The following is a 16712-nucleotide window of genomic DNA, read 5'->3' as shown; positions in this document are numbered from 1 at the left end:
TGGCCGGGGCCCATGGTGGAACTCGGGTGCGCCACATGTGAATCAGGCGCTACCGAAGAAACTATGGGATCGACTTGGACTTGTCTCGATACTGGATACGATTAGTCGGCTTAGCCGCGTAGCCTGAACCGCCGTGTACGGAACCGTACGCACGGTGGTGTGAGAGGACGGCGGGTGTAAACCCGCCTCCTACTCGATTTCTTCGATCGTAGCCTTGTACTGATTCTGATTATCAATTAATAATGAATATCATTATCTAGGCGATGATGTTCATGAAACCCGTCCTTCACGAATTACCTTACCTCGAAAACTGGCGCTGGCTCAGCCGCCGTATCCGTTGCGCGATGGAGCCGGACGAGCCTCGTCTGATCGAGCACTACCTGGCTGAGGGCCGCTATCTGGTGTGCTGCACCGAAACCTCCGCCTGGACCGTCGCCCTGACCTCTTTCCGCTTGCTCCTGGATACCGCCTGCGACCGCATGCTGCCGTGGCATTGGCGCTGTCTGTGCCTGGATCAGGCCTGGAAGCCGCTGTTGCAGCTGCGCAAGCTCGACGGTGGTGAGCACGGCCAGCGCTGGCAGCCTTTCGCCTTACAACTGGCGAACTGCACGCTGCTGCCTTCGATTTCTTTCGCTGAACTGATGCAAGGACTTGATGATGAGTAATACCCGTATCGAGCGTGACAGCATGGGTGAACTGCAGGTGCCGGCCGAGGCCCTGTATGGCGCACAAACTCAGCGCGCGGTGAACAACTTCCCGATCAGCCAGCAGCGTATGCCGACCCAGTTCATTCGGGCGCTGTTGCTGGCCAAGGCTGCTGCGGCCAAGGCCAACATCGAACTCAAGCAACTGGACGAAGGGCAGGGCACTGCCATCGTCAAAGCGGTCGAGCAACTGCTGGCAGGTGACTTCATCCAGCATTTCCCAGTGGACATCTTCCAGACCGGTTCGGGCACCAGTTCGAACATGAACGCCAACGAAGTCATCGCTACCCTGGCAAGCCGGATTCTGGGCGACAACGTCAACCCAAATGATCACGTCAACTGCGGGCAAAGCAGTAACGACATTATCCCGACCACGATCCATGTGAGTGCGGCACTGGCGTTGCATGAGCAACTGCTGCCTGCGCTCAAGCACTTGGTTCAGGTCATCGAACGCAAGGCCATCGAAGTACACCCGTTCATCAAGACCGGGCGCACACACTTGATGGATGCCATGCCGGTGCGCATGAGCCAGGTGCTCGGTGGTTGGGCCGCGCAAATCAATGGTGCTATCGCTCACCTTGAGTCCACCCTGCCGGCACTACAGTCGCTGGCCCAAGGCGGTACGGCCGTCGGTACCGGAATCAACGCACACCCTGAGTTTGCCGGGCGATTCAGCCAGCAGTTGTCTGCGCTTACCCAGGTGCCGTTTACCCCGGGGCAGAATCTGTTTGCCTTGATCGGCTCGCAGGACACGGCTGTGGCGTTGTCGGGCCAGCTCAAGACCACAGCCGTGGCGCTGATGAAGATCGCCAACGATCTGCGCTGGATGAACTCCGGACCGTTGGCGGGCCTGGGCGAAATCGAGTTGGAAGGCCTGCAGCCAGGCTCATCGATCATGCCGGGCAAGGTCAATCCGGTGATCCCGGAAGCGACGGCAATGGTCGCCGCGCAGGTTATCGGCAATGACGCCACCATCGCTGTGGCTGGGCAGTCGGGCAACTTCGAACTCAATGTGATGCTGCCGATCATCGCTCAGAACCTGCTCAGCAGCATCGAACTGATGGCCAACGTCAGCCGCCTGCTGGCTAATAAGGCGATCGCGAGCTTCAAGGTTAACGAGCCCAAGCTCAAGGAAGCGCTGGCGCGTAACCCGATTCTGGTGACCGCACTGAACCCGATCATTGGCTACCAGAAGGCCGCAGAGATCGCCAAGACCGCCTACAAGCAGGGTCGCCCGATCATCGAGGTTGCCCTTGAGCACACCGACCTGCCGCGCAGCCAGCTGGAAGTTTTGCTTGATCCGGAAAAGCTCACGGCCGGCGGTATCTGATACCGCACTGGAGGTTAGTCATGCAGCACTGGAAACGCACCACTGAAATGGCCAATCGCTTGTTCGATCAAGGCGAACTGGTCGATGCCCGCGAGTTGTATCTCCAGGCCCTGGCATTGGCCCAGGTGTTGTTCGAGCGCTGGCATGACGCCGACGAAGCGGTGGCAGTGTGTGTGATCGCTCACCACAACCTGGCTGACTTGCATTTGCGTCTGAATCAGCCACAGGAAAGCGCAGAGTACCTCTGCGCTATCCATCAGCGATTGCTCCACGCCATGCAGGACGCTCGCCTGTCGCCGACGCTGCGTGAAGCAGCGCTGCGACACAGCGGCAAGACCTACACCGAATTACTGAATTTCATCAGTGAGTACGGCCAGTACCCACGTACTGAACGCCTGCTCCATCGTCATGACCCGCAGCCGGTAGTGATTGCCGGCCAGGAATGTGCCGGGTCTTCAGTACATCAATACGGAATCCATTGAGCATGCCTTATACCTTGCCTGCATTACCTTACGCCTACGATGCGCTGGAACCGCACATCGATACTCAGACCATGCAGATTCACCACAGTAAACACCATCAGACCTACATCAATAACCTCAACGCCGCGGTGGAGGGCACCGAATGGGCCGAGTGGCCGGTCGAGCAACTGGTCGCCTCGGTCAAGCAGTTGCCGCAGAACCTGCAAGCGGCAGTGATTAACCAGGGTGGCGGGCATGCCAACCACTCTCTGTTCTGGACCGTCATGTCGCCTCAGGGCGGAGGTGAGCCCAAGGGAGCAGTGGCCAAGGCCATTGATGAGCAGCTGGGTGGCTTTGAAGCCTTCAAGGACGCATTTACCAAGGCGGCACTGACCCGCTTCGGCAGCGGTTGGGCCTGGCTGAGCGTTACGCCGGGGAAAAAGCTGGTGGTAGAGAGCAGTGGTAACCAGGACAGCCCGCTGATGAATGGCAACACTCCAATTCTGGGGTTGGACGTTTGGGAGCACGCTTATTACCTGCTCTACCAGAATCGCCGCCCTGAATACATCAGCGCTTTCTACAACGTGATCGACTGGTCCGAAGTAGAACGTCGTTACATCGCTGCTCTCGCGTGAGTCGTACCGGTATGCGCTCGGATGTGATGTCCATTGGTAGTGTGCGCCTGTTTCGCCTGGCGCTGGGGACCCTATTGCTGCTGGTTGGCTGTGCCTTGCTGGTGGCGCAAGGGTTAGCCTGGCTGGACCTTGAGCCCCGCATGATGCGTGCGCTGGAAGGGGGTGCCTTGTGCGCGTTGGGAACGGCACTGGGCGCAGTGCCGGTGCTGGTGATCCGGAGCATGCCGGTAGCGTTGGCCGATACGCTGTTAGGTTTTGGTGCCGGCGTGATGCTGGCGGCCACCGCCTTTTCCCTGATTATTCCGGGGCTGGATGCCGCTCAGGCCATTGGTTTGGGAGGATGGGGCGCGGGCGCCTTGGTCAGTTTCGGTTTGTTGTTTGGGGCGTTCTGTCTCTACCTGGTTGATCTCAAGGTCTCCGGCGCCTCGCCTGAGGCCTTGGTGGGCAGCCCTCAGCAGCCGGTGATTGCGGCACGGATCTGGGTGTTTGTCATTGCCATCATCGCCCACAACGTTCCCGAAGGCATGGCCATTGGCGTGTCGGCCGGGGGCGGCATGCCGGATGCCGACAGTCTGGCGATGGGCATTGCCTTGCAGGACGTGCCTGAGGGGCTAGTGATTGCGCTGGTGTTGGCGGGGGCGGGCATGGCACGTTTCAAGGCGTTTGCCATCGGTGCGGCGTCTGGGCTGGTTGAGCCGCTGGCCGCAGTGCTCTGCGCCTGGCTGGTATCGGTAGCTGAACTGTTGTTGCCGTTGGGCTTGGCCTGCGCGGCTGGGGCTATGTTGCTGGTGGTGACGCAGGAGATCATTCCTGAATCACGCAGCAATGGTCATCACCGCCTGGCTAGCCTGGGGCTGTGCATCGGCTTCTGTTTGATGATGGTAATGGATACTGCGCTGGCTTGAAGGTGTACGAGGGCGATCACTCGCCCTCGTCAAAGTAGTTGTTGATCAGTTCGACCAGTGCATCGAGCGCTGCTTGTTCCTCTTCACCTTCGGTGTGCAGGTGCACCTGGGTGCCTTTACCGGCTGCGAGCATCATGACGGCCATGATGCTCTTGCCGTCGATCATTTTTTCTGGCGCACGACCAATGCGCACCGCGCAGGGGAAGCGTCCGGCCACGCCGACAAACTTTGCCGCAGCCCGGGCGTGTAGCCCCAGCTTGTTGATGATGGTGATTTCACGAGCGGGCATCGCGGCGGTGGTCCTGTGGGCTAGAGGTCGCGGTGGCGTACCTGGACATTTTTCAGGGATTGCTGCAGCAATTGGCCCAGACGTTCAGTGAGGTAAACCGAACGGTGGTGACCACCGGTACAGCCAATGGCAATGGTGACGTAAGCACGGTTGCTGGCAGCAAAGCGCGGCAACCATTTGAGCAGGTAGCTGGAGATATCCTGGAACATTTCTTCGACATCGGGCTGGGCTGCCAGGTAGTCGATCACCGGCTGGTCCAGGCCTGAATGCTCACGCAGCTCCGGCTTCCAATACGGGTTGGGCAGGCAGCGTACATCGAACACCAGGTCGGCATCGACCGGCATGCCGCGCTTGAAGCCGAAAGACTCGACCAGAAACGCCGTGCCGGGCTCCGGCTGGTTCAGCAGGCGCAGTTTGATCGAATCACGCAACTGATACAGGTTCAGGTTGGTGGTGTCGATCTTCAGGTCGGCGAGGTCGGCAATCGGCCCCAGCAGGTCTGTTTCAACCCGGATGGCCTCGGCCAGCGAACGATTGGCGTTGGTCAGCGGGTGGCGTCTGCGGGTTTCCGAGAAACGCTTGAGCAGGGTGTCTTCATCGGCGTCCAGGTACAGAACATCGCACTGGATATGCCGACTGCGGGCATCCTCAAGCAGCTCCGGGAAGCGAGTCAGGTGGCTGGGCAGGTTGCGGGCGTCGATCGATACCGCCACTTTGGGTTGCATCAGCTCGGTGTTGATCAGGGCATTTTCCGCCAACTGCGGAAGCAGCCCTGCCGGCAAGTTATCGATGCAGTAGTAACCGTTGTCCTCAAGAACTGCGAGGGCGGTGCTCTTACCGGAGCCGGATCGGCCACTGACGATAATTAGGCGCATAGTTAAAGCCCGTTTTGTGCGTCCAGTACAACCTGGTACAGGGCTTCACTGCTATCGGCGGCACGCAGCCGGTCACGCACGTCCTTACGGTCGAGCATGCTGGCAATTTGGCGCAACAGCTCAAGATGCGCATCGGTGGCCGCTTCTGGAACCAGCAGGACAAACAGCAAATCGACCGGGGCGCCATCGATGGCGTCGAAGTCGATCGGTGCATCCAGGTGCATCAGGGCGCTGATGGGGGATGAGCAGCCTTTGAGGCGGCAATGTGGAATGGCAATGCCATTACCAAAACCGGTCGACCCGAGTTTCTCCCGGGCAACCAGGCTTTCAAAAACGTCTTGCATCTCCAGGTCCGGGGCTTCCCGGTTGATCAGCGTGGCGATTTCCTGGAGTACGCGCTTTTTACTGCCGCCCGGCACGTTCACCAGGGAACGGCCGGGGGTCAGGATGGTTTCAAGTCGGATCATGGATGAGGGGGATCAGCGGGCCGCTGCACCTTGCAGCAGGCTTTGCTGTTTTTCCTTATGTTTTTTCAGTTGGCGGTCGAGCTTGTCGGTCAAGGCGTCGATCGCTGCATACATGTCTGAGTGTTCGGCATTCGCAACCACTTCGCCGCCGGGAATAAACAGCGTCGCTTCAATTTTCTGCTGCAGTTTCTCGACCTTCATGATCACCGTCACGTTGGTAATCTTGTCGAAGTGCCCCTCCAGCCGCTTCAGCTTCTGTTCTACGTACTCGCGCAGCGGTTGGGTGACTTCTACATGCTGTCCACTGATATTGACTTGCATACAGCTTCTCCTTTTGTTGCCCGTGCATAAGAGGCAGGTATTGCGCCTGCCACTGAACTGCGGTGGTGATCTCAGGGGCTACATCAGTCGCTTGCGTTCACTCGAAGGTGCGATGCCGAGGGACTCGCGGTACTTGGCGACGGTGCGACGGGCTACCTGGATACCTTGTGCCTCCAGTAAACCAGCGATCTTGCTGTCACTCAATGGCTTTTTCTGATTTTCCGCTGCAACCAGTTTTTTGATGATCGCGCGGATCGCTGTAGACGAGCATTCGCCGCCTTCCGAGGTGCTGACGTGGCTGGAGAAAAAGTACTTCAGCTCGTAGATTCCTCGAGGTGTATGCATGTATTTCTGGGTGGTGACCCGGGAAATGGTTGACTCATGCATGCCCACGGCTTCGGCGATGTCGTGCAGCACCAACGGCTTCATGGCTTCGTCGCCATGGTCGAGGAAACCACGTTGATGCTCGACGATCTGGGTGGCGACCTTCATCAGTGTTTCGTTGCGGCTTTGCAGGCTCTTGATGAACCAGCGGGCCTCCTGCAACTGGTTGCGCATGAAGGTGTTGTCGGCACTGGTGTCGGCGCGGCGGACGAACCCTGCGTACTGTGGGTTGACGCGCAAGCGTGGCACGGCTTCCTGGTTGAGTTCGACGATCCAGCGCTCGCTGTCTTTGCGCACGATGACGTCGGGTACCACGTACTCCGCTTCGCTGGACTCGATCTGCGAGCCAGGGCGTGGGTTGAGGCTCTGAACCAGTTCGATGACCTGACGCAGCTCGTCTTCCTTGAGCTTCATGCGGCGCATCAGTTGGCTGTAGTCGCGGCTACCCAGCAGGTCGATGTAATCGCGTACCAGGCGTTGGGCCTCGGCCATCCACGGGGTGTTGCCGGGCAGCTGGCGCAGTTGCAGCAGCAGGCATTCGCTGAGATTGCGGGCGGCGACACCGGCCGGCTCGAACTGCTGGATGCGGTGCAGGACGGCTTCGACCTCATCAAGCTCGATATCCAGCTCGGGGTCGAACGACTCGCAGATTTCCTCAAGGGTTTCGTCGAGGTAGCCCTGGTTGTTGATGCAGTCGATCAGGGTAACGGCGATCAGGCGGTCGGTGTCGGACATCGGCGCCAGGTTCAACTGCCACAGCAGGTGGCTCTGCAAGCTCTCGCCCGCCGAGGTGCGGGTGGTGAAGTCCCACTCGTCATCGTCGTTGCTGGGCAGGCTGCTCGCGCTGGTCTGGTAGATGTCTTCCCAGGCAGTGTCGACCGGTAGCTCGTTGGGAATGCGCTCGCTCCATTCGCCGTCTTCCAGGTTGTCCACGGTTTGCGTGGTTTCCTGGAAGCTGGTGTCCTGAACTTCGGCAACAGGCTTGTTCTCGGCGTTGTCGGCCATCGGGTCGCTGTTGTCGAAATCGTCGCCGTCTTCCTGGCGTTCGAGCATCGGGTTGGATTCCAGTGCTTCCTGGATTTCCTGCTGGAGGTCCAGGGTAGACAGCTGGAGTAAGCGGATGGCCTGTTGCAACTGCGGGGTCATCGTCAGTTGCTGGCCCATTCTTAGGACGAGCGATGGTTTCATGGCAGGGGCTTAACACCTTTGTCGCCGGCGCACATGCGCCATCCACTACTAGGGCACCGAAGCGCCAATTTTAAGCAAATTATATGCCTGAAATTGGAGCGTTTGCCTAGGGTGCTGTAACAATTAAGCCGGATTTCACCGGGTCAGCCGCCCTGGGCAAACGCTGTGTCACTTCGAACTTACAAGCGGAACTCGTGGCCCAGATACACCTCTTTGACCAGGTCGTTGGCCAGGATGGTTTCTGCATCGCCCTCGGCGATCAGTTGACCATCGTTGACGATGTAAGCGGTTTCGCAGATATCCAGGGTCTCGCGCACGTTGTGGTCGGTGATCAGTACACCGATGCCCTTGGCCTTGAGGTGATGGATGATCTGCTTGATGTCGCCAACCGAAATCGGGTCGACACCGGCAAAGGGTTCGTCGAGCAGGATGAACTTCGGCGCGGTAGCCAGGGCGCGGGCGATTTCCACGCGGCGACGTTCGCCACCGGACAGGCTCATGCCGAGGTTGTCGCGAATATGGCTGATGTGGAACTCCTGCAGCAGGCTTTCCAGCTCTTTGCGGCGCCCGGCGGCATCGAGATCTTTGCGGGTCTCGAGGATCGCCATGATGTTGTCGGCCACCGAGAGCTTGCGAAAGATCGAGGCTTCCTGGGGCAGGTAGCCAATACCGGCACGGGCGCGGCCGTGCATCGGCTGATGGCTGACATCCAGGTCGTCGATCAGGACGCGGCCCTGATCGGCCTGAACCAGGCCAACGATCATGTAGAAGCAGGTGGTCTTGCCGGCGCCGTTAGGGCCGAGCAGGCCGACGATCTGGCCGCTGTCGATCGACAGGCTGACATCGCGAACCACTTGTCGGCTCTTGTAGCTCTTGGCCAGGTGCTGGGCTTTGAGGGTCGCCATTTACTCGGCCTTCTTCTTCGGCTGGATCACCATGTCGATACGCTGACGCGGGGTGGTGACGTTACCGCCACGGCCGGCCGTCGCTACCTGAGACTTGGTGTTGTAGACGATTTTTTCGCCTTCGGTGGTGTTGCCTTCGTTGACCACTTTGGCGCGGTCAGTCAGCACCACCAGGTCTTTTTGTGCCTGGTACTGGATGGTGACGGCATAGCCTTGCATCTTGTCTGGCTTGGCAGCGCTTTGTTGCTGCTCGAAATAGGCCAGGTTGCCCACCGAGGTCACCACGTCGATGTCGCCGGATTCGGCGCGGGTGATGGTTACGGTGTTGCCTTTGATCATCATCGACCCTTGGGTGATGATGACGTCGCCGGTGTAGGTGGCGACCCCTTTCTTGTCATCCAGGTGCGCATTGTCAGCCTGAATACGGATAGGCTGGTCGCGGTCGTTCGGCAGGGCCCAGGCGCTCGCGCTTCCCAGTGCTGCGCTCAGGCTGAGCAAAAAGGGGAGGGTTTTAACGAGCCTCATACTGTCCTCTTACGTTGGACAGCAGGTCCATCCTGCCGTCTTTCAAATACGCTTTCATTCCGTTGCCCGTAGTTACGCCGTCGGCGCCGTCGATTCTAACGGCTTGCTCGGTTTGCGCATATTGCTTCTGCGGGAATACCGTCATACGACTGGTGGTAATGATCATGGTGCGGTTTTTTTCGTCGGTGCGGGCAACCCGTACCGAGTCGATCAGTTCCACTTCGGAACCGTCGGGGTTGACCTCGCCCTTTTCGCTCTGCACGTGCCAGGGGTAGGTGGTGCCGCGATACATCTGCAGATCTGGTTTGGTCAGCAGGGTGACTTCGCTGACCATCAGGTGCTCGACCTTGTCGGCAGTCATTTCGTACTGCATTTTACCGTCGGGCAGGAATTGCACGCTGTGGGCATTGGTGGCGTAGTAGTCGATGGCTTTTTCGTCGACACGGGCTACCGGCTTGTCGAGGAAGCTTTCGGGGCCGATGTTCCAGTAGCCGACGGCCACCAGCAAGGCGGCAATCACACTGAACAGCGCAACGGTGCGGATTTTTTTACTGAACATGTGTCGCTCTACAGGTAGTGGGCGTTGGCCGCGTCGAGATTGCCCTGGGCCTGCAGGATCAACTCGCAGAATTCGCGGGCGGCGCCTTCACCGCCACGGGCCTTGGTGACCCCGTGGGCGTGCTCGCGGACGAAGGCAGCGGCATTGGCCACAGCCATGCCCAGACCGACGCGACGGATCACCGGCAGGTCAGGCAGGTCGTCGCCCAGATAGGCAACCTGTTCATAGCTTAGGTTGAGTTGGCCGAGAAGTTCGTCCAAAACGACCAATTTATCTTCGCGCCCCTGATACAGGTGGGGGATGCCGAGGTTCTTGGCCCGACGCTCGACCACCGGGGTTTTGCGCCCGCTGATGATTGCCGTGGTCACGCCCGAGGCCATGAGCATCTTGATGCCTTGGCCGTCGAGGGTATTGAAGGTCTTGAATTCGCTGCCGTCTTCGAGGAAGTACAGGCGGCCATCGGTCAGTACGCCGTCAACGTCGAATACGGCCAGCTTGATGGCCTGGCCGCGCTGGAGCAGGTCTTGGCTCATTTACATCACTCCTGCACGCAACAGGTCGTGCATGTTCAGGGCGCCAACCGGGCGCTCGTCCTTGTCGATGACCACCAGCGCGCTGATCTTGTGGTCTTCCATGATTTTCAGGGCTTCGGCGGCGAGCATTTCGGCGCGGGCAGTCTTGCCATGAACCGTCATGACCTCTTCGATCAGGGTCTTATGCACATCGATGTTGCGGTCCAGGCTGCGGCGCAGGTCGCCGTCGGTGAAGATCCCGGCCAGCCGTCCGTCGGCTTCGAGCACAACGGTCATGCCCAAACCTTTGCGGGACATTTCAAGCAGCGCGTCTTTGAGCAGAGTGCCGCGTTGCACCTGAGGCAGTTCATCGCCGGCGTGCATGACGTTCTCGACTTTCAGCAGCAGGCGGCGGCCCAGGGCGCCACCCGGGTGCGAGAAAGCGAAATCTTCAGCGGTGAAACCACGCGCTTCCAGCAAGGCAATTGCCAGGGCGTCGCCCAGCACCAGGGCTGCGGTGGTCGAGGAGGTCGGCGCCAGGTTCAGTGGGCAGGCTTCCTGGGCGACACGCGCATCAAGGTTGACTTCGGCAGCTTTGGCCAACGGCGAGTCCGGGTTGCCGGTCAGGCTGATCAGCTGGATGCCGAGGCGTTTGATCAACGGCAGCAGGGTGACGATCTCGGCGGTGGAACCGGAGTTGGACAGGGCGAGGATGACGTCATCGCGGGTGATCATGCCCATGTCGCCATGGCTGGCTTCGGCGGGGTGAACAAAAAATGCCGGTGTACCGGTGCTGGCCAGGGTGGCGGCAATTTTGTTGCCGATATGCCCGGACTTGCCCATGCCGACCACCACTACCCGGCCTTTACTGGCCAGGATCAGCTCGCATGCCTTGACGAAATCGGCGTCGATGTGGGCAAGCAAGCCCTCAACCGCCTCAAGTTCGAAACGAATGGTGCGCTGCGCGGATTGGATCAGGTCGCTGGATTGGCTCATGTCGAAAATCGGATTGCCTGATGAAAAGGCGGCGATTATAGCGGTAATGCGCAAATCCCTCACCTTGTGATTGTCATACCTTCGCCGAGCAACCTTAACCCAGGCTGAACAAGCACTGCGCTGGCCTTGGGGCGCTGCTATCAGCGATGGTATAGTTCGCCGCCTGTTCGGCCCACTCTGGGCGGGCGTGCCTCCAAGAAGGAGGCGTGCGTCTGAGTGAGAAGGCTGCATTGCAAGGAGTCTAGATGAGCGTTGATAACGCCTACGCGGTCGAGCTGAAGGGTGTGACCTTCAAGCGCGGTTCGCGCAGTATCTTCAATAATGTCGATATTCGCATTCCCCGGGGTAAGGTCACCGGCATCATGGGGCCTTCCGGGTGCGGCAAGACCACACTGTTGCGTCTGATGGGCGCACAGCTGCGCCCGGCCAGCGGTGAAGTCTGGGTGGCCGGGCAAAACCTGCCTGCGCTGTCGCGTAGCGACCTGTTCGATGCGCGCAAGCAAATGGGCGTGCTGTTCCAGAGTGGTGCGTTGTTCACCGACCTTGATGTGTTCGAGAACGTCGCATTCCCGCTGCGCGTGCATACCCAGCTGTCTGACGAAATGATCCGAGACATCGTCTTGATGAAGCTGCAGGCCGTGGGCCTGCGTGGCGCTATCGAGCTGATGCCGGACGAACTGTCCGGTGGCATGAAACGCCGTGTGGCGCTGGCCCGGGCTATCGCCCTGGACCCGCAAATCCTCATGTACGACGAGCCGTTCGTCGGCCAGGACCCCATCGCCATGGGCGTACTGGTGCGCCTGATTCGCCTGCTCAACGATGCCCTGGGTATCACCAGTATCGTGGTCTCTCACGATCTGGCCGAAACCGCCAGTATTGCCGACTACATCTATGTGGTCGGCGATGGTCAGGTGCTGGGGCAGGGCACACCGGACGAACTGATGGGCTCTGATAACCCGCGCATTCGCCAATTCATGAAAGGCGACCCGGATGGCCCGGTGCCCTTTCACTTTCCTGCGCCGGATTACCGCGCCGATCTTCTGGGGAAGCGTTGATGCGCAGAAAATCCTTACTCGAACGCATTCGTCGCTTTGGCCGCTCGGCCATCGACGTGCTGGCCGTGCTCGGCCGCTCGTTTCTATTCCTGTTGCACTCGTTGGTTGGGCGCAGTGGTACCGGCGGTGGTTTCCAATTGCTGGTTCGGCAGCTTTACTCAGTCGGCGTGCTGTCGCTGGCGATCATCGTCGTTTCCGGCGTTTTCATCGGTATGGTGCTGGCTCTGCAAGGCTTCAGCATCCTGACCAAATACGGTTCGGAACAGGCCGTCGGGCAAATGGTTGCCCTGACACTGCTGCGTGAACTGGGGCCGGTGGTGACCGCGTTGCTGTTCGCCGGGCGTGCCGGTTCTGCGCTGACTGCTGAAATTGGCAACATGAAGTCCACCGAACAGTTGTCCAGCCTGGAAATGATCGGTGTCGACCCGCTCAAGTACATCGTTGCTCCACGCCTGTGGGCCGGTTTCATCTCGCTGCCGATGCTGGCGCTGATCTTCAGCGTGGTCGGCATCTGGGGTGGTTCGTGGGTGGCGGTGGACTGGCTGGGCGTCTATGAAGGCTCGTTCTGGGCGAACATGCAGAACAGCGTGTCGTTCACTGACGATGTCCTCAATGGCGTGATCAAAAGCCTGGTTTTTGCCTTTGTTGTTACCTGGATTGCCGTATTCCAAGGCTATGACTGCGAGCCCACCTCAGAGGGGATCAGTCGTGCCACAACCAAGACCGTGGTCTATGCCTCGTTGGCAGTCCTGGGTCTGGACTTTATTCTGACCGCCTTGATGTTTGGAGATTTCTGATGCAAAACCGCACCCTGGAAATCGGTGTCGGCCTGTTCCTCCTGGCCGGGATCCTGGCACTGATCCTGCTGGCCCTGCGTGTCAGCGGCCTGTCGGCAAGCCCGAGCGGCGATACCTATAAAGTTTACGCAAACTTCGACAATATCGCCGGTTTGACGGTCAGAGCTAAAGTGACCATGGCCGGTGTAACCATCGGCAAGGTCACGGCCATCGATCTGGATCGTGACACCTACACCGGTCGGGTGACGTTGCAACTGGAGAAACGCGTAGACAACCTGCCTACCGACTCCACGGCATCTATCCTCACCGCTGGGTTGCTCGGCGAGAAGTACATCGGTATCAGCGTGGGCGGAGAAGATGCGGTGCTCAAGGATGGTTCTACCATTCACGACACCCAGTCGGCGCTGGTGCTGGAAGATCTGATTGGCAAGTTCCTGCTCAATACCGTTGGCAAAGAAGCTAAATAAGGAGTTTCCATGATTTCTATCCTGCGACGCGGCTTGCTGGTACTGCTGGCTGCATTGCCGTTGATGGCTAGCGCAGCTGCTCAGTCACCTAAAGAAGTAATTCAGGCCACCACCAACCAACTGCTGGCCGACCTCAAGGCTAACAAGGAGCAATACAAGGCCAACCCAAGCGCCTTCTATGACGCCTTGAATGCCAACCTCGGGCCGGTGGTAGATGCCGATGGCATCTCGAAAAGCATCATGACTGTGAAGTACTCGCGTAACGCTAGCCCGGCACAAATGCAGCGCTTTCAGGAGAACTTCAAGCGCAGCCTGATGCAGTTCTATGGCAATGCTTTGCTGGAGTACAACAACCAGGGCATCACCGTGGGCAATGCCAAGCTGGATGGCGATGATCGTGCCAGCGTCGATATGACCGTCAAGGGCAACAATGGCGCGATCTACCCGGTTTCCTACACCATGACCAAGCTCAATGGTGAGTGGAAAGTGCGTAACGTCATCGTCAATGGCATCAACATCGGCAAGCTGTTCCGTGATCAGTTCGCCGATGCCATGAGCCGCAATGGTGGCGACCTGGACAAGACCATCAATGGCTGGGCGGGTGAAGTGGCCAAGGCCAAGGAAACCGCTGAGCAGCAATCGCAATGAGTCAGAGCAGCGTATCGATGAGCGAACCCGGCCTTTTGAACCTGGCCGGGGTGCTCGACTACCGCAGTGGGCCGGTCTTGCGTAAGCAAGGCCAGGCCTTGATCGCATCGTGCAAGGCCCCGGCCTTGGTGCTTGATTGCTCGCAGGTAGAGAAGTCGAGCAGCGTCGGCTTGTCCTTGTTGCTGGCGTTCATGCGCGATGGCAAGGCGGCCGGCAAGGCTGTCGAGGTACGTGCCATGCCTCAGGACATGCGCGAAATTGCCGAGGTTTATGACCTCGAAGAAGTGCTGGCCGGTCAATGACCACCAGCAAGTGACTGGCCCCTCCGTCAGAGTCTCCGTTTACGGGGTTCGCAGGCGAGGGGCTTTTTTGTATGATGGCCGACCCGCGCGCACTGGGCGCCGATTGAGGTTGAGCATGCAGGCCGTAGAAGTTAAGAACTTCCTTGAAGAAAAGTTGCCGGGAACCCGGGTCGAAGTTGAAGGCGAAGGCTGCAACTTCCAGTTGAACGTGATCAGTGACGAGTTGGCGGCCCTGAGCCCGGTCAAGCGTCAGCAGCAGATCTATGCTCATCTTAATCCGTGGATCACCGATGGCAGCATCCATGCGGTAACCATGAAATTTTTCAGCAGCGCAGCCTGGGCTGAGCGCAACTGAGCCTAAATTGGCGGCGAGACAGAAATGGACAAACTGATTATTACTGGCGGCGGTGCCAAGAACGCGGCCCTGCCAATTCTGGCGGGTGCTCTGCTGTGCGATGGCCCGGTCACGGTCGGCAACTTGCCGCACCTGCACGACATCACCACCATGATCGAGCTGTTCGGTCGCATGGGCATCGAGCCTGTGATCGACGAGAAGCTCTCGGTGGAAATCGATCCACGCACCATCAAAACCCTGATCGCGCCGTACGAACTGGTTAAAACCATGCGTGCCTCGATCTTGGTATTGGGCCCGATGGTTGCTCGTTTTGGCGAAGCCGAAGTGGCACTGCCTGGCGGTTGCGCGATCGGTTCGCGTCCGGTCGACCTGCACATCCGTGGCCTTGAAGCCATGGGTGCGAAAATTGAAGTCGAAGGCGGTTACATCAAGGCCAAGGCGCCTGAAGGCGGCCTGCGTGGCGCGCACTTCTTCTTCGATACCGTGAGTGTGACCGGTACCGAGAACATCATGATGGCCGCAGCCCTGGCCAAGGGCCGCAGCGTGCTGCAGAACGCGGCACGCGAGCCGGAAGTGGTCGACCTGGCCAACTTCCTGATTGCCATGGGCGCCAAGATCCAGGGCGCCGGTACCGATACCATCACCATCGATGGCGTCGAGCGTCTGGGTTCTGCGACCTACCGCGTCATGCCTGACCGTATCGAAACCGGTACCTACCTAGTTGCCGCTGCCGTTACCGGTGGCCGCGTCAAGGTCAAGGACACTGATCCGACCATCCTTGAAGCTGTGCTTGAAAAGCTCAAGGAAGCGGGTGCCGAGATCACCACGGGTGAAGACTGGATCGAGCTGGACATGCACGGCAAGCGGCCAAAAGCCGTTAACCTGCGTACCGCGCCGTACCCAGCGTTCCCAACTGACATGCAAGCGCAGTTCATCTCGCTCAACGCCATTGCCGAAGGCACCGGCGCGGTCATCGAGACGATCTTCGAAAACCGTTTCATGCACGTGTACGAAATGCACCGCATGGGCGCCCTGATCCAGGTTGAAGGCAACACTGCCATCGTCACCGGTACCAAAGTGCTCAAGGGCGCGCCCGTCATGGCGACCGACCTGCGTGCTTCGGCCAGCCTGGTGCTCTCGGCGCTGGTAGCCGAAGGCGATACCCTGATCGACCGCATCTACCACATTGACCGTGGTTACGAATGCATCGAGGAAAAACTGCAGATGCTGGGCGCGAAGATCCGTCGCGTACCGGGCTAGTCTGTGAGCGGCGCAGGGACGCGCCATCCGAATTGAATGCGGTCGGGCCATCAGGTCCGGCCGGCTGTAGCCGCATAAGGACCGACGTTCCCCATGTTGACCATCGCGCTATCTAAAGGTCGGATTCTCGACGATACCCTGCCGCTGCTGGCGGAAGCCGGTATTGTGCCGACCGAGAACCCGGACAAAAGCCGCAAATTGATCATCCCCACGACGCAGGACGACGTACGCCTGCTGATCGTTCGGGCGACCGACGTGCCGACTTACGTCGAGCATGGCGCCGCCGATCTGGGTGTGGCCGGCAAGGACGTGCTGATGGAGTACGGCGGCCAGGGCCTTTACGAGCCGCTGGACTTGCAGATTGCCCAGTGCAAGCTGATGACCGCCGGTGCAATCGGCGCCGCTGAGCCCAAGGGACGGCTGCGTGTGGCGACCAAGTTCGTCAATGTTGCCAAGCGTTACTATGCCGAGCAGGGCCGTCAGGTCGATATCATCAAGTTGTACGGTTCGATGGAGCTGGCGCCGTTGATCGGCCTGGCTGACAAGATCATCGACGTTGTCGACACCGGTAATACCCTGCGCGCCAATGGCCTGGAACCCCAGGAATTGATTGCCACCATCAGCTCCCGGCTGGTGGTCAACAAGGCTTCGATGAAGATGCAGCATGCGCGCATCCAGAGCCTGATCGACACCTTGCGCCAAGCTGTCGAATCGCGACACCGCGGCTGATACCTGCGCGCGACCTTCGCTGTCGCGCCCGTCTATCCGCGTC

23 protein-coding genes and 1 pseudogene are annotated in these 16712 nt (G+C 59.3%); 14 read left to right on the top strand and 10 right to left on the bottom strand.

Features of this window, described 5'->3' with window-relative positions:
• From E1573_RS27085 to E1573_RS24235, 6 genes and pseudogenes are all read left to right on the top strand, one after another.
• Positions 1-127: pseudogene (locus tag E1573_RS27085) on the top strand (maturase); the annotation flags it as partial.
• A 136-nt stretch (positions 128-263) separates the two neighbouring features.
• Complete coding sequence (locus E1573_RS24255) at positions 264-665, top strand: FagA protein (RefSeq protein WP_133217071.1); 402 nt, start codon at positions 264-266, stop codon at positions 663-665.
• Positions 658-2034, top strand: a complete 1377-nt coding sequence (gene fumC / locus E1573_RS24250) for a class II fumarate hydratase FumC (protein ID WP_133217070.1) — start codon at positions 658-660, stop codon at positions 2032-2034. The genes E1573_RS24255 and fumC overlap by 8 nt, the downstream gene beginning before the upstream one ends.
• 20 nt (positions 2035-2054) lie before the next feature.
• On the top strand, positions 2055-2516 hold the full coding sequence (locus E1573_RS24245; RefSeq protein ID WP_133217069.1) for a hypothetical protein: 462 nt from the start codon (positions 2055-2057) through the stop codon (positions 2514-2516).
• Between the two features lie 2 nt (positions 2517-2518).
• The gene (locus E1573_RS24240; RefSeq protein ID WP_133217068.1) at positions 2519-3130 is read left to right on the top strand and encodes a superoxide dismutase; all 612 of its coding nucleotides are present in this window, start codon (positions 2519-2521) and stop codon (positions 3128-3130) included.
• An 11-nt stretch (positions 3131-3141) separates the two neighbouring features.
• Entirely contained in the window at positions 3142-4035 is an 894-nt protein-coding gene (locus E1573_RS24235) for a ZIP family metal transporter (RefSeq protein ID WP_133217067.1), read from the top strand.
• A 16-nt stretch (positions 4036-4051) separates the two neighbouring features.
• On the opposite strand, the gene E1573_RS24230 is transcribed toward E1573_RS24235, so the two are convergent.
• From E1573_RS24230 to E1573_RS24185, 10 genes are all read right to left on the bottom strand, one after another.
• Positions 4052-4324, bottom strand: coding sequence for an HPr family phosphocarrier protein (locus E1573_RS24230; protein ID WP_133217066.1), 273 nt, complete (start codon positions 4322-4324; stop codon positions 4052-4054).
• A 20-nt stretch (positions 4325-4344) separates the two neighbouring features.
• Positions 4345-5199 (bottom strand): RNase adapter RapZ, encoded by an 855-nt coding sequence (rapZ, locus tag E1573_RS24225; RefSeq protein ID WP_133217065.1) that lies wholly within the window; start codon positions 5197-5199, stop codon positions 4345-4347.
• A 2-nt stretch (positions 5200-5201) separates the two neighbouring features.
• On the bottom strand, positions 5202-5666 hold the full coding sequence (gene ptsN, locus E1573_RS24220) for a PTS IIA-like nitrogen regulatory protein PtsN (RefSeq protein ID WP_133217064.1): 465 nt from the start codon (positions 5664-5666) through the stop codon (positions 5202-5204).
• A gap of 12 nt (positions 5667-5678) precedes the next feature.
• Positions 5679-5987, bottom strand: coding sequence for a ribosome hibernation-promoting factor, HPF/YfiA family (hpf, locus tag E1573_RS24215; protein ID WP_133217063.1), 309 nt, complete (start codon positions 5985-5987; stop codon positions 5679-5681).
• A 78-nt stretch (positions 5988-6065) separates the two neighbouring features.
• Complete coding sequence (locus tag E1573_RS24210; RefSeq protein WP_133217062.1) at positions 6066-7559, bottom strand: RNA polymerase factor sigma-54; 1494 nt, start codon at positions 7557-7559, stop codon at positions 6066-6068.
• Between the two features lie 179 nt (positions 7560-7738).
• Entirely contained in the window at positions 7739-8464 is a 726-nt protein-coding gene (gene lptB / locus E1573_RS24205) for an LPS export ABC transporter ATP-binding protein (RefSeq protein WP_133217061.1), read from the bottom strand.
• Entirely contained in the window at positions 8465-8989 is a 525-nt protein-coding gene (gene lptA / locus E1573_RS24200) for a lipopolysaccharide transport periplasmic protein LptA (protein WP_133217060.1), read from the bottom strand. It abuts the gene before it with no gap.
• A complete protein-coding gene (gene lptC / locus E1573_RS24195) occupies positions 8976-9548 on the bottom strand; it encodes an LPS export ABC transporter periplasmic protein LptC (RefSeq protein ID WP_133217059.1) in 573 nt (190 codons plus the stop codon). The genes lptA and lptC overlap by 14 nt, the downstream gene beginning before the upstream one ends.
• An 8-nt stretch (positions 9549-9556) precedes the next feature.
• The gene (locus tag E1573_RS24190; protein WP_133217058.1) at positions 9557-10081 is read right to left on the bottom strand and encodes an HAD family hydrolase; all 525 of its coding nucleotides are present in this window, start codon (positions 10079-10081) and stop codon (positions 9557-9559) included.
• Positions 10082-11056, bottom strand: a complete 975-nt coding sequence (locus tag E1573_RS24185) for a KpsF/GutQ family sugar-phosphate isomerase (RefSeq protein WP_133217057.1) — start codon at positions 11054-11056, stop codon at positions 10082-10084.
• A gap of 245 nt (positions 11057-11301) precedes the next feature.
• On the opposite strand from E1573_RS24185, the gene E1573_RS24180 reads away from it, so the two are divergent.
• From E1573_RS24180 to hisG, 8 genes are all read left to right on the top strand, one after another.
• Positions 11302-12111, top strand: a complete 810-nt coding sequence (locus E1573_RS24180) for an ATP-binding cassette domain-containing protein (RefSeq protein ID WP_133217056.1) — start codon at positions 11302-11304, stop codon at positions 12109-12111.
• Complete coding sequence (mlaE, locus tag E1573_RS24175) at positions 12111-12908, top strand: lipid asymmetry maintenance ABC transporter permease subunit MlaE (RefSeq protein ID WP_038614371.1); 798 nt, start codon at positions 12111-12113, stop codon at positions 12906-12908. The genes E1573_RS24180 and mlaE overlap by 1 nt, the downstream gene beginning before the upstream one ends.
• Entirely contained in the window at positions 12908-13375 is a 468-nt protein-coding gene (gene mlaD / locus E1573_RS24170; protein WP_133217055.1) for an outer membrane lipid asymmetry maintenance protein MlaD, read from the top strand. The genes mlaE and mlaD overlap by 1 nt, the downstream gene beginning before the upstream one ends.
• 9 nt (positions 13376-13384) lie before the next feature.
• Positions 13385-14023, top strand: a complete 639-nt coding sequence (locus E1573_RS24165) for a phospholipid-binding protein MlaC (protein WP_133217054.1) — start codon at positions 13385-13387, stop codon at positions 14021-14023.
• Positions 14020-14325: a lipid asymmetry maintenance protein MlaB gene (locus E1573_RS24160; protein WP_133217053.1), complete on the top strand. Its 306-nt coding sequence runs from the start codon at positions 14020-14022 to the stop codon at positions 14323-14325. Before E1573_RS24165 ends, E1573_RS24160 begins: the two co-directional genes overlap by 4 nt.
• 115 nt (positions 14326-14440) lie before the next feature.
• Complete coding sequence (locus E1573_RS24155; protein ID WP_028942843.1) at positions 14441-14680, top strand: BolA family protein; 240 nt, start codon at positions 14441-14443, stop codon at positions 14678-14680.
• Between the two features lie 24 nt (positions 14681-14704).
• Complete coding sequence (gene murA / locus E1573_RS24150; RefSeq protein WP_133217052.1) at positions 14705-15940, top strand: UDP-N-acetylglucosamine 1-carboxyvinyltransferase; 1236 nt, start codon at positions 14705-14707, stop codon at positions 15938-15940.
• Positions 15941-16033: 93 nt separating this feature from the next.
• On the top strand, positions 16034-16669 hold the full coding sequence (hisG, locus tag E1573_RS24145; RefSeq protein WP_028942845.1) for an ATP phosphoribosyltransferase: 636 nt from the start codon (positions 16034-16036) through the stop codon (positions 16667-16669).
• The last annotated feature ends 43 nt before the right edge of the window (positions 16670-16712 follow it).

Source organism: Pseudomonas sp. H9 (assembly GCF_004353925.1).
Classification (GTDB): domain Bacteria; phylum Pseudomonadota; class Gammaproteobacteria; order Pseudomonadales; family Pseudomonadaceae; genus Aquipseudomonas.
This window is presented reverse-complemented; position numbering and strand designations above follow the sequence as displayed.

Coding starts and splice junctions, on each gene's coding strand:
- lptC (WP_133217059.1), bottom strand. CDS start 9,548: ATGTTCAGTAAAAAAATCCGCACCGTTGCGCTGTTCAGTGTGATTGCC.
- fumC (WP_133217070.1), top strand. CDS start 658: ATGAGTAATACCCGTATCGAGCGTGACAGCATGGGTGAACTGCAGGTG.
- mlaD (WP_133217055.1), top strand. CDS start 12,908: ATGCAAAACCGCACCCTGGAAATCGGTGTCGGCCTGTTCCTCCTGGCC.
- lptB (WP_133217061.1), bottom strand. CDS start 8,464: ATGGCGACCCTCAAAGCCCAGCACCTGGCCAAGAGCTACAAGAGCCGA.
- hpf (WP_133217063.1), bottom strand. CDS start 5,987: ATGCAAGTCAATATCAGTGGACAGCATGTAGAAGTCACCCAACCGCTG.
- E1573_RS24245 (WP_133217069.1), top strand. CDS start 2,055: ATGCAGCACTGGAAACGCACCACTGAAATGGCCAATCGCTTGTTCGAT.
- ptsN (WP_133217064.1), bottom strand. CDS start 5,666: ATGATCCGACTTGAAACCATCCTGACCCCCGGCCGTTCCCTGGTGAAC.
- E1573_RS24185 (WP_133217057.1), bottom strand. CDS start 11,056: ATGAGCCAATCCAGCGACCTGATCCAATCCGCGCAGCGCACCATTCGT.
- mlaE (WP_038614371.1), top strand. CDS start 12,111: ATGCGCAGAAAATCCTTACTCGAACGCATTCGTCGCTTTGGCCGCTCG.
- E1573_RS24190 (WP_133217058.1), bottom strand. CDS start 10,081: ATGAGCCAAGACCTGCTCCAGCGCGGCCAGGCCATCAAGCTGGCCGTA.
- E1573_RS24240 (WP_133217068.1), top strand. CDS start 2,519: ATGCCTTATACCTTGCCTGCATTACCTTACGCCTACGATGCGCTGGAA.
- E1573_RS24210 (WP_133217062.1), bottom strand. CDS start 7,559: ATGAAACCATCGCTCGTCCTAAGAATGGGCCAGCAACTGACGATGACC.
- murA (WP_133217052.1), top strand. CDS start 14,705: ATGGACAAACTGATTATTACTGGCGGCGGTGCCAAGAACGCGGCCCTG.
- E1573_RS24255 (WP_133217071.1), top strand. CDS start 264: ATGATGTTCATGAAACCCGTCCTTCACGAATTACCTTACCTCGAAAAC.
- lptA (WP_133217060.1), bottom strand. CDS start 8,989: ATGAGGCTCGTTAAAACCCTCCCCTTTTTGCTCAGCCTGAGCGCAGCA.
- E1573_RS24155 (WP_028942843.1), top strand. CDS start 14,441: ATGCAGGCCGTAGAAGTTAAGAACTTCCTTGAAGAAAAGTTGCCGGGA.
- E1573_RS24235 (WP_133217067.1), top strand. CDS start 3,142: ATGCGCTCGGATGTGATGTCCATTGGTAGTGTGCGCCTGTTTCGCCTG.
- E1573_RS24165 (WP_133217054.1), top strand. CDS start 13,385: ATGATTTCTATCCTGCGACGCGGCTTGCTGGTACTGCTGGCTGCATTG.
- E1573_RS24180 (WP_133217056.1), top strand. CDS start 11,302: ATGAGCGTTGATAACGCCTACGCGGTCGAGCTGAAGGGTGTGACCTTC.
- E1573_RS24160 (WP_133217053.1), top strand. CDS start 14,020: ATGAGTCAGAGCAGCGTATCGATGAGCGAACCCGGCCTTTTGAACCTG.
- rapZ (WP_133217065.1), bottom strand. CDS start 5,199: ATGCGCCTAATTATCGTCAGTGGCCGATCCGGCTCCGGTAAGAGCACC.
- hisG (WP_028942845.1), top strand. CDS start 16,034: ATGTTGACCATCGCGCTATCTAAAGGTCGGATTCTCGACGATACCCTG.
- E1573_RS24230 (WP_133217066.1), bottom strand. CDS start 4,324: ATGCCCGCTCGTGAAATCACCATCATCAACAAGCTGGGGCTACACGCC.